The following is a 13370-nucleotide window of genomic DNA, read 5'->3' on the forward strand; positions in this document are numbered from 1 at the left end:
ATTTATTTCAATAACTTTATATATCAAAAAACTTCTAGATTATTAAAATGTCCTTAGACTAGGTTTCATTTTATATTATCTAGAAGTTTTTTATTTTAAATATTAACTAATTTTCAACTGTATCTACTACTATATATGGCTGAAGCTGGTAAGGCTTTGGTGCTACCTTTCTATCTTGCCACATATAAAACCATCTCTCTAGTGGATAGAAATAATATCCATCTTGCCAGTGGTCAGATGTATCATAAGGATCTGCAAAAACTAAAACATCATCCCCTATACTAGGTGTTCCATTGTTGTCATAGCCTATTATTGCTTGCCAATGTCCATCCCAGTCTCCCCACTCAACCATGATAGGACGTCCTTCTTTTAAATGGCCTGTCAGCCATTTTACAAAATATGAATCCTTTGCATCTTCAACCCAAGCCTCAGTAGTATCGCTGTTTTCAGATGCATAAAGACTAGAGCTTGAAAATGTAGGTTTTATGTTCCCAAAATCAGCTGTACTTAAACCATCATTTTCAGATGTCAAATCTTCAGCCTTAGGATTAGCTATGTAGCTTGTTTCTAAAACCTTTAAATCCTTTTGAGTACTGAAAAAGTCATATAACTGCTTTACATTCGTTCCATACTCAAAAAAGTTATTTGCTGAGCCAGGCTTAGCTCCCTCTACGTCCTTATCAACAGAAGAACCCATCATCTCTGCTAATTGCATTTCAGTAAACCCTTTTATTCCTAAATTCTCTAATACCATAAGAGCTGTCACGTTTCCACAAGACCATTCTGTAGTTTGTTGCATTGTTTTAAATTTTGGTATTATAGTAATCTGGTCATCAGATACCATGTTATAAAAATCAGGAGCTTTATAAAACTTAGAATTCAAATTATCTCCTGCATTATTATAAGCATCAGCCCCTGCATATTCGTTGTAATCCAATCCTTTAATCATTTCTGGCTTGCTTTGAATTGCATCCTTTATAGTATTGTCATCTGCAAATGAAGGTACAATACTTCCCCCAACTACTAGAGCAGTCAGCGCAAAAGCAAAAATCTGTTTTTTCATCAAAACCTCTCCTCCCTAATTTAAAATTTAGTAACTTTTTTAATTATATCAAACCCAAATCAAATTACAATAAAATAATTAGTCTTGCAAAATTATACTGTATTCTATTTTATTATTCTAAGATTTTCTTCCACTCTGATAAAAGCTTATCGAAGGAATATCCAGCATTTGCTGGGCTAGTTGAAGGAAGCTTAGTTATTTCTAGCTGTGTTTTAGGATAAAGATATTTATTATAAAGCTCAAAAGCCTTTCCACCATTGGCATATACCTTTATAATGTTTGCCCTACTAAGTATCTGTGATATATCTACTGGAACTACATTTGAAATTGAGCTATCACTTGAACCAACAATATCACAGGATTCAATAACATCCCATAGAGCAATTTTGTGTTTTTTTAGCATGACAATTTTATCCTTAGTATCCTTTGGAGTAGATTCATTTAGCAACTGTGCCATCAGCTTCCAAAATCTATTTTGAGGATTTGCGTAAAAAAAGCTTTCTTGTCTTGATTTAACAGATGGAAAACTTCCTAAAATCAAAATTTCTGAGTTTTCATCAAATACAGGAGGAAATTCGTGACTTGCTCTCATTTATTTCACCTTTTAGCCCTTATATAGCATTCTATCGTAGCAATGAACAAATCCCATTTTTTCATATAGTTTTTTTGCTCTTTTGTTTGGTATATCTACATGAAGAGACATTTTCCCGCCAGTTTTATCTACAGCTGCATTTATGAGAGAGGTAGCAACCCCTCTGCCAGCATTACCGCTTTTTACTCCAATATAAGCAAGGTGATAAGTCGGGATAAAATCTTCAAATCCCATATGCACTATTATACATATTCCCTCAATCTTATTATTTCTTTTTGCAGTAAATATATAGCCTAATTTTACAGCTTTTTTTACTGCATCAATGGTTTCTTCGTAGCTATCATGATAGGGCTGAAGCAGTTCTCTAGTGCATTTTACTATCTCCTCCATATCAATATCTGGTAGCTTTGATATTTCTTTTATTTCTATGTCGCTTCTTCCATCATTTAATAGGATTACATGTGTACCTTCTTTATGCTCACTAGCTAAAAAGGCTGCTAATGAATAGGCTTCATTCTTTGATATTGTAACGTTTTCTAATTTTTTGATTAGCTTAACAGCTTCAGTAAGTTTTTCTTCTTCGATACTGTGAATTATAGTCTCAGTATTTGCCATTATACTTTGCATGCCTTCTAATATTTCTTTAAATTTAGGCTGATTTTGAGGCGTATCTGACATTTTATCAACTACAAGCTTGCTCACCCCACAGTGAAGCTCTGGCATTGTATCGATATCTTCATCTATCCAGCTTCTCATTATCTGATGATATAGACTCATGATAGTGTATCCACCTTTTGCCTGAGACCAGACAGATGTAGGGCTTTTTAATTTTTGAGATATCTCCTCCATTATGCTTTGGATAGCAAGGCTTCTGATAAATGGTTTTTTCTCCCACTCGCTAAGTAAAAACATTCCATTTTCCTTAGCATAATTTTCAATCTGAGTTACCTCATCTTCATTTTTTTTGATTTTTATGTCAACCCAGTTTATATTTTGGAATTGCTTTTTCTTACTGATATTTAAATCTGATTTTATAACCTGGCCATAACACTCTAGTTCTAAGTAGTCAGCAAAATATATTATAGATTTGTAGTATCTCTCTGAGCCGTGTATTAACAATTTTTCATAACCCTTGGTTTTAGCATACTTGCAAAGTGCCTCTGCTATTCTGTCATTCTTATGCCCTGTTGGATTGGCTCCTTCTAGTTTAAGATAAATACTTTCTATCCCCAAATACTTTTCTAAATTCTTAGCTCTAAATAACGGTGTCTGTCCGCTTAAATGCATCAAATCATCCTTTCTCTTTCTAATTTTTTTATTCTAACTCATATGCTCCTGTATAAAGCTGATAATATTTACCTGCTTGATTAATCAGTTCTTCATGGGAGCCTCTTTCTATTATTCTACCATCTTCCATAACCATAATCACTTTTGAATTTTGGATAGTTGAAAGCCTATGAGCAATAACAAATACTGTCCTTCCATGCATCAGAGAATCCATCCCTTGCTGAACTATAGATTCTGTACGTGTGTCTATAGAAGAGGTTGCTTCATCTAGTATCATAACTGGTGGATTTGCAACTGCTGCTCTTGCAATAGATATAAGCTGCCTTTGTCCTTGGGATAAATCATTTCCATCTCCTGAAAGCACAGTATCGTAACCATTTGGAAGCATTCTTATGAAGCTGTCTGCATTTGCAAGCTTTGCTGCCTTGATGCATTCCTCATCAGTAGCATCTAGCCTTCCATATCTTATGTTTTCCATAACGCTTCCTGTAAATAAATTTACATCTTGAAGCACTATTCCAAGTGATCTTCTTAAGTCAGCCTTTTTGATTTTGTTGATATTAATTCCGTCATAGCGTATCTTTCCATCAGCAATATCATAAAATCTGTTAATGAGATTTGTAATAGTTGTCTTTCCTGCTCCTGTAGCTCCTACGAGTGCAAGCTTTTGGCCTTGCTTTGCATACATAGTTATATCGTGAAGTACCATCTTATCTTGTGTATACCCAAAATCTACATCGTAAAAATGAACTTCTCCCTTTAGCTCTGTGTAAGTGATACTTCCATCGCTATGAGGATGTTTCCATGCCCATCTCTGAGTCCTATCAGATGTTTCTATTAGCTCAGCTTCACCCTCTTTTACATTTATAAGCGTCACATAGCCATCGTCTACTTCGCTTTCTTCATCCATTAAATCAAAAACTCTTTTTGCTCCTGCTAATGCCATTACCACTGAATTCATCTGCTGTGATATCTGAGCTATAGGATTGATAAAGCTTCTAGAAAGCTGTAAAAACGATGCAATCATACCAAGAGTCAGTGGCTTTAATCCTGTAAGGCTTAAATTACTAAATCCTAGCACTGCCATTGTGCCTCCTACAAGTGCAATTAGTACATATAAAATATATCCAAGATTATTCATAATAGGCATCAAAATATTCGCATACTTGTGAGCAGAGGTTGAATTCTCGCATAATTCTTCATTTTTTATATCAAAATCTTGCTTAATCTTATCTTCGTGACAAAATACCTTAACTACTTTTTGTCCTTTAATCATTTCTTCAATATATCCGTTGATGCTTCCTATCGACTGCTGTTGCTTCATGAAATACTTGCCACTGCTTTTCGCTATTTTCTTCACTAGCTTCAGTATTATAAATACGAAAGCAAGTACAAACAGCGAAAGCCCTATGCTTAAATACATCATTGCTCCGAAAACTGCTGCTATAGTTATCAAAGATGAAAAAGCATGAGGAATACTTTGTGTTAACATCTGTCTTAGAGTATCTATGTCATTAGTATAATGGCTCATTATATCTCCATGAGCATGAGTATCAAAGTACGAAATCGGAAGACTCTGCATATGAGAAAACAACTCATCTCTTATTTTCTTCAAAACTCCTTGAGCTATCTTTACCATAGTCCTGTTGTATATCAAGTTAGCAAGCACACCAACTCCATAAATACTAGCCATAATCATCAGAATTCTAAACAAGCCAGAAAAGTTTGGCACAGCTTCTACTAGCAGGGGATAGATATAATCATCTATCAGTACTTGAATAAAAAGTGAAGAAACAGCACCAATAAGTGAGCTAAGAATGATGCAGATAAATACTACTGAAAGTGAAAATTTATAATGCTTCATATATGATAGTAATCTTTTTATAGTATTACGCTTCACTACCTAGCACCCCCTTTGATTGTGACTCATACACTTCTCTATAAATACTACTGCTTATAATGAGCTCCTCGTGAGTTCCATAGTCAACTATTTTTCCATCATCCATCACTAGTATTTTATCTGCTTCCGAAATAGAAGATATTCTTTGTCCTATGATGATTTTAGTTGTATTTGGCATACTGCTTAATAGCTCTTTTCTGATATGAGAATCAGTCTTTGTGTCTACTGCACTTGTTGAGTCATCTAGAATAAGCACTTTAGGATTTGAAAGCAAGGCTCTTGCTATGCAAAGTCTTTGCTTTTGTCCACCAGATACATTGGTTCCACCTTGCTCTATATAGGTTTCATATTTATCAGGAAAATTCTCAATAAAGCCATCTGCTTGAGCTATAGAGCATGCCTCTTTTATTTCTTCATCTGTAGCATCTGGATTTCCCCATTTTAAGTTTTCCTTTATAGTTCCAGAAAAAAGTACATTTTTTTGAAGTACCATAGATACAGATTTTCTAAGAGACTTAATATCATAATTTCTAACATCTATACCTGCAACCTTAACAGCTCCACTGCTTACATCGTAGAGTCTAGGGATAAGCTGGACTAAAGTAGTCTTAGATGAGCCAGTACCTCCTATGATTCCTATAGTTTCTCCTGATTTTATTTTGATATTAATATTCTCAAGACAAAGCTTGTCTGCACTATCTGAATACTTGAAGTTTACATTTTCAAACTCTATATCTCCATTTTCTACCTCATAAATAGGAGAGCTTGGATTTTTTATATCTGTTTGTTCATCTAGAACCTCAACTATTCTTCTTGCTGAAGCCTTCGATATTGTTATCATAACTAGCACCATTGAAAGCATCATCAAGCTCATTAGTATCTGCATAGTATAGGTTATAAGGCTCATAAGCTGTCCTGTACTAAGTCCAAGCGCTGGATTGTTTCCACTAGCTACTACAGCTCTAGCACCAAACCACGATAGCAAGAGCATACATGAATACACAGAAAACTGCATCAATGGCATATTAAATGCCAATAACTTTTCTGCTTTTATAAAGTCTTTGCTTATTTCTTCCGAGGTCTTTGAAAATTTATCTATCTCATGCTCTTCTCTTATAAAGGACTTCACTACTCTTATCCCTGAAAGATTTTCCTGAACTATCCTGTTTAAATTATCATAGGATTTAAATACTCTTTCAAAAATAGGAAAGGCATTTTTTATTATCAAATATAAGCCAATTCCTAAACCTGGAATCATTGTCAAGAAAATCAAAGATAATTTAGAGCTTATTCCAAAAGCCGCTGTAAGTGCAAATATAAGCATAAGCGGACTTCTAGCAGCATTTCTAATTATCATCTGATATGACATCTGAACATTTGTAACGTCAGTAGTAAGCCTAGTAATAAGGCTTGAATTAGAAAACTTATCTACATTTGAAAATGAAAAGTCCTGAATATTATAAAACATGCCTTTTCTTAAATTCTTTGCAAAGCCTGCTGAAGCTGTAGCTGCTGTTTTTCCTGCTAATGCTCCAAAGAATAGAGATATAAGTGCGCCTATTAGAAGTGCTAACCCTAGCTTAATAATAAGCGGAATATTTCCACCATCAATACCTTTGTCTATCAAATCTGCCATCAAAAAAGGTATAAGTACCTCCATTATTACTTCTAGCATTACGAAAATAGGAGTTAAAATACTGTCTTTTTTATAGCCCTGTATATATCTAGCTAATTTCTTTATCATACTTAAGTCTTCCTTTCATATAATCCATTATGAATTAATGTTGTCTATCATTCTGTCTATGTAGCCCTGCATAGTTCCCATTTCTTCATCTGTAAATCCTTTTGTAAGCTTTTCATTTAGCTTTAAAATATCTGATTTAATTGCTTCATGCATGTTTAAAGCCTTTTCTGTTAAGATGAGCTTTTTCAGCCTTGCATCTGATTCTACCTCTTCCCTTACAATAAGACCTTTTTGAACCATTAATTTTATTACCTTTGAAGCAGTGGATCTAGTAACTGAAAACTTTTTTTCTAAATCTTTTTGATATATATCCTTATCGCTATTTTGTGCTAAATAAGCAATAATCCAGCTATTCGTACCTGTTATGCTCTGTGCATATGCAAAATGCTCAGAGCTTTCAATTTCTCTTTTTATAAGATTATTTAATATACGAATTCTATGGCCAATGAATTTTTCATGCACTTCGCATCCCTCACTTTAAATTAATTGCTCTAAAATTATTACTATCCACTTACTTCGATTAATATTGTTGCTCGTCGAACTGTTGTATGACGAACTGTTTTACATCAAACAATTATACTCTTGCTCGATATTCTTGTCAATAAAGTCAAATAAATATTTATAAGTAAAACTATATAGGCATAAAGTATTATATTGTGAGGTAAATATAAGATAATGGTAAAAAATATAAATAAGCTATTAATACTGGGGGTGTTATTATGAATTTAAGAAAACTGATTTCTCTACTTATTCTAGTGACAATATTTACAAACATTTTTTCTGGATGTTCAGGTGGTTCTGATGTTAAAAACAGCTCAAAAGTACAAGAGTTTAAAATCACTGAAGATAATCCTACTGTAAATGCAGATGGTATAGACATACTGTTTTCAGAATATGATATAAACGAAGAAACTACAGTTAATATTCAAAAGGTTGAGCCACAAAATCTTTTTAATGAAGAAGTTACTAAAGAAGATGTTTTAGTAAATACCTTTGAAATAAAAGTTCCTCAAGTGGAAAGCTTCACATCATTAATAAATATAGATATTCCATATGACGAAAGCTTCATAGAAAACGGAAGTGTAAAAAGCAATGTCGGAGCTATGTATTATGATGAAACACAAAGTCAGTGGATTCCTATTCCTTTTGAAATAGATGAAGCTAATAAAAAAGTACGAATAATCACAAATCATTTATCAACCTATAGCGTTTTCACTATAAAAAATGAAAATACTAGAGCCGCTAAAATAATAAAAGTAAATTCATTTCCTCCACTACCAAGCGGAATATCACAAGTCTTTGAAGCTGTCATTGATGAAGCTATAAACAATACTATGACTCCTGGAAAACAAGCCTTTGAACTAGGCCAAAGCGTAGTATCTGATTGGCTAGGTATAAGTGGTGCAACTCTTACATCTATAACCCAAACCCTATATGCATCTGAGTTTGCAAGTGGGCTTGGAAATGCATTTAACAATGTAGGACTAGCTGCCGCTATGGTTCAAGCTGCTTACGATTTTAGTAGTGGCAAGGATAAAGAGCTGTTTACTAATCTAACTAAAAATCTTTCTTATTTCTCAGTAGGAAGATGGGGTTCAAATGCCCTTCAGCTTAGCTTTGTAGGTGTCTATGCCATAGATTACTCTCTTAATAAATTTGCAACTGCAGCTTGGGACGGAAGAAAAGAAATATGGTACGAGGCCTATAAAGCCTATTATGAAAAGGAAAATATAAGAACAGCAAAACAATGGTATAGCAAATTATATTGGATTTGGCAGGATACTAAAGAATCAAAGGACCCTAATGCTTTAAAGGCCGCAATTGATAATGAGCTTACTTCATATGTAAATGCATTTTGGAATTTGCCTGATTCTGATAAAGCATTTTGGCAATCAGAAATTCAAAAAACTGGTTTTAGTGGCGGCGGTGGGCTAAATAAAAAACTAGAAGAAGAAATAAGTAATGCCCATAAAGCTAGGCTTGTAAAAGACCTTCAAGAGCCAGTATTCGATAAATTAGAGCAAGCAGTCAGATGGCAGCTTACTGAAGAATACACTAAGGAATTAATTAACTTAAAAAATTATCTAAATAAATCAACTAATGTATTAATCACTGAAAACTTAAAAGCAGGAGAAAAAGCTGAATATGCTGGATATATAGTTCGATTTTCACCACTTAACGATACTGCATATGTTCCAAGCTGGACTGGAAAAATTAAGGATGACGGCACTGCTCAGACTCAGTTTACTGCACTAGGACATATACAATCAGGCGCTCCTGATACTTTACTTTTGTTTGAACCTGACGCAAACCCAGACACTGATGAGCCTATAAAGGAAATTCCATTTAAAATTAGCTTCCCAAATATGCAAATCAATCTAAAAGAAATGTATCCTACTATGGATGAAATCGCTGGTAATTGGCAGACTGTATACATGACATTCCCAAACATAGAGGCTGACTTAAATTATATCAAAAGTGAAGGCGGCGAATGTGATTTCACTGCTGAAATGGTAGAACTATTTAAGGTTGCTAGAATGAAATGTAAGTTTGAAATTCAAAAAATCGATGAGACTAATGCAACTTTAGTTTTCGGAATTACTAGTGGAATTAATACATCCACTGGAGAAGCTTTAGATATAGAGCCAGATCCTCCTGTTTCTGCTAGTGCAACTTATAATGAGGGAGTATTTGCTTCTAAGGTTATAATGGATGATGAAATGGCTATCAATTTAAGTCTTGATATGAAAAAAACTCAAGAAGGAAATAGAGTATTTGAAAATACTTCAACAATTATTGGAGAAGATGAAAACGGCAAAATAATGAAAATTACTATTAACCTAAAAGGACAAAAAGAATAAGGATGATACTATGCTTCCAATTATTAAATTTGATTTATTTAACCAAATTATTTATCTAAAAGCTTACGACGTTTTTATATTATTAAGTATACTAACTGGGCTGATTTTTTCTTTTTCAGTTTTAAAAAAGTATGGTCTTGTTTCAAAGGCCATACTTTCTATTTATTTTTTTATAGCTATCAGCTTTATAGTAGGAGCTAGGTTATTAAACTTTATATTACAATACCCCAAATATAAGCAGGCTGAAATTTCTTTATTCACACTAGAATTTGGTTATTTTTCTTTGTATGGAGGAATTATTCTTAGCTTTATAGTTCTGATAGTCCTACTAAATCTTAAAAAACTAGATATTTTAGATATCCTAGACAAGCTTACCCTGCCTTTTTTGTTTAGCTTTTTTATTATGAAAATAGGGTGCTATTTAAATGGCTGCTGCTATGGAAAGCCTACAAAATCATGGTTTGCTGTTCCTCTTCCTATAAATCAGCAAGCTACTCTTACTAACAATCCTCTAGTTTCCTCGATTTTTGGTAAGCTCGATATCAGGGTTTATCCTACCCAATTCATGGAGGGATTTGGAGCCGTTCTCATTATAATCATAATTCTAATTATTAGAAAAAAATTGATAAAAGGTCAGATATTTATAGTTTCAGCAGGACTTTTTAGTCTATTAAGATTAGTAGTTTTATCTTATCGTCAGCTTCCATATTCTGACTTTGTGCTGAAGTATTTCTATCCTCGATTATATAGTTTAATCATAATAACAGCTGTTATTGGTTTTGTTATAATACATCTATTCAACAGTAAAGCACCTTCCTTATAAGTTAATAAGTTAGGTGCTTTAATTTACATTTATACTACTTTTCTATAAATACATAATCATTAGTATTTATCAGTATTTATTATTATAAGTTATCATGTTTTATTGCTGAAGCAATTCTAATATAGATTCTGGCACATAGGTTCTTGCATCTTTTACCTCTGGAGATACTTCAAATTTTTGAAGGCTTTTATTATAGCCATACATTTGCTGACCTATAGTAACTGTAAATGAAGAATTTTCTTTTCTTAGTGTTGCAGTTTTCGTAGAGTTATCCCATGCAATTTCATATCCAAAATGGTCTGCCACCTGCTTAAGAGGAATCATATTAACACCATTAGCCATATATCCAGAGTCTATGATTTTTTCTAAGGCTTCATCCTTTACTGGCATTTCATCTGCATCCTTTTCAAGCATTATAACTTGTTTTGGATTTGTTTGAGCTGGGATGCTCTTAGTAGAAACATCGTAAACAACTACTAAATCTTTGTTTTTTAATTTCTCGATATCAACGCTCTTTCCATGCTTATCGATAAGCACTGAAGAATCTGATATGTTAAGCTTGAGATTATTGTCAATACTTGTTAAGTTTTCATCAAAATAAGAATGCTTAACAAAATTCTTAGTATCATCTGAGCTTATCATTATAAATTCTGGATTTATAACTGGAGGATATATTAGTATCATAGGCATATCTTTTCTATAAAAGCCTCTAATTTTCTGTCCTTTTTCTATTTTGTCTAGAGCTTGAATTGTAGCTGTGTCTTGATTTACTACAAGCATATCTCCTTTTAAGTTAAATTGTCCTATAACCTCATCTGACTTACCATCTGTCATTATAACAGAGGTATATCCATTATTTGATTTAATTTCCTTTACATAGCCTTCAAAGCTCATATAGCTTATTTTTTCTTCTTTTAAGCTATCATCTTGTATTACTCCAGCTTTAGCATTTACTTGCTCAGCTGAATTGCTAGTCAAAACAGAATCTGCCATAGCAATATTAGACGTCATTCCCAATACTAAAGAACCTACTGTAAACACTTTTATCATTTTTTTCATAGTAACCATCCTTTTTCTATAGGAATATAAGCATAATGTAGCTATATTCCCATAATAGTTTTTTGATATATTTTAAATTGCTTACATATAGGTTCTCATATCTGGCTCAATAAGTCCATTTCAAACTATTTACAGTTTGTTTACATAATTTCATCAATTTTTCCAGACTTCATGCAAAGCACCTTGTCAGCATGCTTCTTGCACTGCTCATCATGGCTTACCATCACTATAGAAGTTCCTTGATTGCTAAGCTTTTTTAGCTTAACTAGAACTTTTTCAGACCATTTTTCATCTAAATCATTAGTAGGCTCATCTAGAAATATAACCTCAGGCTTTTTAACTATAGCCATAAGAACCATTACTCTTCTTTTTTGACCTCCACTAAGGGTATTTGGCAGCTTATCTTTATGCTTTAAAAGACCAAACTCTTCTAATAACCCATCAATTTCAAGCTCAGAATTATTAAGTCCTTTCATTAGCATTAGATTTTCATTTACTGTTAGCGCTTCTACTAATTGTGGTTCTTGAAAAACAAAACCCATTTTGTTTCTTCTGTATGAATTTAGTTCATCTTCATTTGACCAGTTAAGTGGCTTTCCACCAAACATTAGCTCTCCCTTGTCTGGTTTTAGCATTAGTCCCATTATATACAGTAGAGTAGATTTTCCTGCTCCAGACTCCCCTGTTATTAATATAAACTCTCCTTTATTTATATCTACGCTCACATCATCAGCTGCATAAATATCTTCTGTATCTTTGTACATCTTTACAAGGTTTTTAACTTCCATAATCTTATCCATTATCTTACACCTCCAGAAGTAAAGACATCCTTAGGTTCATTTTTATTGATTTTTACAACAGGAATAATTGAAACAAGTACCCCTATTACAATCGAAAGCATAATACCAAGCAGTCCTGGCAAGAGTCTATCTGCTAAAGTAAACGCCCCTTGCGGCATTAAAACTATTTTGTTTACCATATCATACATATAGCCACTTAGCGATATACCCATTAGGCTTCCAACTACTCCTCCGAGTACTATAATAGTCAAAACCTCAATCGTATACATAAAGATAAGCTCAGATTTTTTATATCCCATAGCTCTTAAGTATCCCATTTCCTTTTCCCTCTGAGAAGCCATTACATTAAATATCCCAAATAGAGCAATCAGAGTTATTAAGAATGTCGAGCCTGCAAATATCATCAGTATTTCAGATACATTTGCTATAGTTTCCTTCACTTCCATTTTTTGCTGGCTCAAGGATATAACCTGAGCATCTATTTTAGATTTTTTTATATCCATTACTACTTTTTCTACATCTGCTCCATCCTTGACCTTTATCATAACAGCTGAAATGAGCTCTTCAGGTTTTTGTTTTAGGAAGTAGTCCCCTGCATCAGCATCAAAAAATACATCTGCAAGCCATATACTATCATTTATATTCATTATTATAGTGTCATCTAGAGCTGTCTCGGTTGGCATTAATGTCCCAGCCAGTTCAAAAACCTGATCCATAATTTCAATACTTCCCTCTTCATCAGGCATGACATTTACCCCTAGAATAACCTCTTTCTCGCCCAAAGAGGTTATGTGGTTTTTCTCTAGCCATGGCTTCACTAAAAAGTCTGAATCATAATCTATTCCTAAAACTCTGTAGCTCACTGGAAAAGTACAACATCCATACTGAGTGAGTGTTCTTAGAAAAAATTGAGCTGAATACTGTGAAATATTTTCCTTTGGAATTTCATCCAGTACGCTTTTATCCATAAACCCCATCACTGGAGAACCCGAATACATAAGCTCTTTTGCATCCTTATCTGCATTGTTTGGAAGTATTATTATGTCTGCTCCCATTCTGTCAGAAACAATATCGACAGCTTTATTTGAAGAAAAATATAAAGTAAATATAATGACAAAAATACAAATTGTAACTGCTGATAGCAAGCTTATAAGTACTGCTTTATTTCTTCTTCGCAGTACATTGTAAAACCCTAACTTATATATGTTCATAATGCACCTCATATTTAGTTTTATGTATTA

11 protein-coding genes are annotated in these 13370 nt (G+C 33.3%); 2 read left to right on the forward strand and 9 right to left on the reverse strand.

Going from position 1 to position 13370, the window contains the following annotated elements:
* Positions 1–106 precede the first annotated feature (106 nt).
* The 6 genes from B5X47_RS06980 to B5X47_RS07005 all read right to left on the reverse strand — a co-directional run bounded on the left by B5X47_RS06980 (position 107) and on the right by B5X47_RS07005 (position 7048).
* The gene (locus B5X47_RS06980; RefSeq protein ID WP_079589459.1) at positions 107–1063 is read right to left on the reverse strand and encodes a papain-like cysteine protease family protein; all 957 of its coding nucleotides are present in this window, start codon (positions 1061–1063) and stop codon (positions 107–109) included.
* Between the two features lie 112 nt (positions 1064–1175).
* Positions 1176–1655, reverse strand: coding sequence for a DNA-deoxyinosine glycosylase (locus B5X47_RS06985; RefSeq protein WP_079589460.1), 480 nt, complete (start codon positions 1653–1655; stop codon positions 1176–1178).
* 12 nt (positions 1656–1667) lie between these two features.
* On the reverse strand, positions 1668–2942 hold the full coding sequence (locus B5X47_RS06990) for a pyridoxal-phosphate dependent enzyme (RefSeq protein WP_079589461.1): 1275 nt from the start codon (positions 2940–2942) through the stop codon (positions 1668–1670).
* Positions 2943–2970: 28 nt separating this feature from the next.
* Positions 2971–4842 (reverse strand): ABC transporter ATP-binding protein, encoded by a 1872-nt coding sequence (locus B5X47_RS06995; protein WP_079589462.1) that lies wholly within the window; start codon positions 4840–4842, stop codon positions 2971–2973.
* Positions 4832–6586 (reverse strand): ABC transporter ATP-binding protein, encoded by a 1755-nt coding sequence (locus B5X47_RS07000; protein WP_079589463.1) that lies wholly within the window; start codon positions 6584–6586, stop codon positions 4832–4834. Before B5X47_RS07000 ends, B5X47_RS06995 begins: the two co-directional genes overlap by 11 nt.
* 27 nt (positions 6587–6613) lie before the next feature.
* Positions 6614–7048, reverse strand: a complete 435-nt coding sequence (locus B5X47_RS07005; RefSeq protein WP_079589464.1) for a MarR family winged helix-turn-helix transcriptional regulator — start codon at positions 7046–7048, stop codon at positions 6614–6616.
* A 257-nt stretch (positions 7049–7305) separates the two neighbouring features.
* On the opposite strand from B5X47_RS07005, the gene B5X47_RS07010 reads away from it, so the two are divergent.
* Positions 7306–9447, forward strand: coding sequence for a hypothetical protein (locus B5X47_RS07010; protein ID WP_079589465.1), 2142 nt, complete (start codon positions 7306–7308; stop codon positions 9445–9447).
* Between the two features lie 10 nt (positions 9448–9457).
* The gene (locus B5X47_RS07015) at positions 9458–10270 is read left to right on the forward strand and encodes a prolipoprotein diacylglyceryl transferase family protein (protein ID WP_079589466.1); all 813 of its coding nucleotides are present in this window, start codon (positions 9458–9460) and stop codon (positions 10268–10270) included.
* 99 nt (positions 10271–10369) lie between these two features.
* On the opposite strand, the gene B5X47_RS07020 is transcribed toward B5X47_RS07015, so the two are convergent.
* The 3 genes from B5X47_RS07020 to B5X47_RS07030 form a co-directional block, all read right to left on the reverse strand.
* On the reverse strand, positions 10370–11329 hold the full coding sequence (locus B5X47_RS07020) for a stalk domain-containing protein (RefSeq protein WP_159446424.1): 960 nt from the start codon (positions 11327–11329) through the stop codon (positions 10370–10372).
* Between the two features lie 140 nt (positions 11330–11469).
* Positions 11470–12129, reverse strand: coding sequence for an ABC transporter ATP-binding protein (locus B5X47_RS07025; protein ID WP_013361006.1), 660 nt, complete (start codon positions 12127–12129; stop codon positions 11470–11472).
* Complete coding sequence (locus B5X47_RS07030; protein ID WP_159446425.1) at positions 12129–13340, reverse strand: ABC transporter permease; 1212 nt, start codon at positions 13338–13340, stop codon at positions 12129–12131. The genes B5X47_RS07025 and B5X47_RS07030 overlap by 1 nt, the downstream gene beginning before the upstream one ends.
* Positions 13341–13370: the final 30 nt, after the last annotated feature.

This window comes from Acetoanaerobium noterae (genome assembly GCF_900168025.1).
GTDB classification, from domain to species: Bacteria; Bacillota; Clostridia; order Peptostreptococcales; family Filifactoraceae; genus Acetoanaerobium; species Acetoanaerobium noterae.

Coding starts and splice junctions, on each gene's coding strand:
- B5X47_RS06980 (WP_079589459.1), bottom strand. CDS start 1,063: ATGAAAAAACAGATTTTTGCTTTTGCGCTGACTGCTCTAGTAGTTGGG.
- B5X47_RS06985 (WP_079589460.1), bottom strand. CDS start 1,655: ATGAGAGCAAGTCACGAATTTCCTCCTGTATTTGATGAAAACTCAGAA.
- B5X47_RS06990 (WP_079589461.1), bottom strand. CDS start 2,942: ATGCATTTAAGCGGACAGACACCGTTATTTAGAGCTAAGAATTTAGAA.
- B5X47_RS07000 (WP_079589463.1), bottom strand. CDS start 6,586: ATGATAAAGAAATTAGCTAGATATATACAGGGCTATAAAAAAGACAGT.
- B5X47_RS07010 (WP_079589465.1), top strand. CDS start 7,306: ATGAATTTAAGAAAACTGATTTCTCTACTTATTCTAGTGACAATATTT.
- B5X47_RS07015 (WP_079589466.1), top strand. CDS start 9,458: ATGCTTCCAATTATTAAATTTGATTTATTTAACCAAATTATTTATCTA.
- B5X47_RS07020 (WP_159446424.1), bottom strand. CDS start 11,329: ATGAAAAAAATGATAAAAGTGTTTACAGTAGGTTCTTTAGTATTGGGA.
- B5X47_RS07025 (WP_013361006.1), bottom strand. CDS start 12,129: ATGGATAAGATTATGGAAGTTAAAAACCTTGTAAAGATGTACAAAGAT.
- B5X47_RS07030 (WP_159446425.1), bottom strand. CDS start 13,340: ATGAACATATATAAGTTAGGGTTTTACAATGTACTGCGAAGAAGAAAT.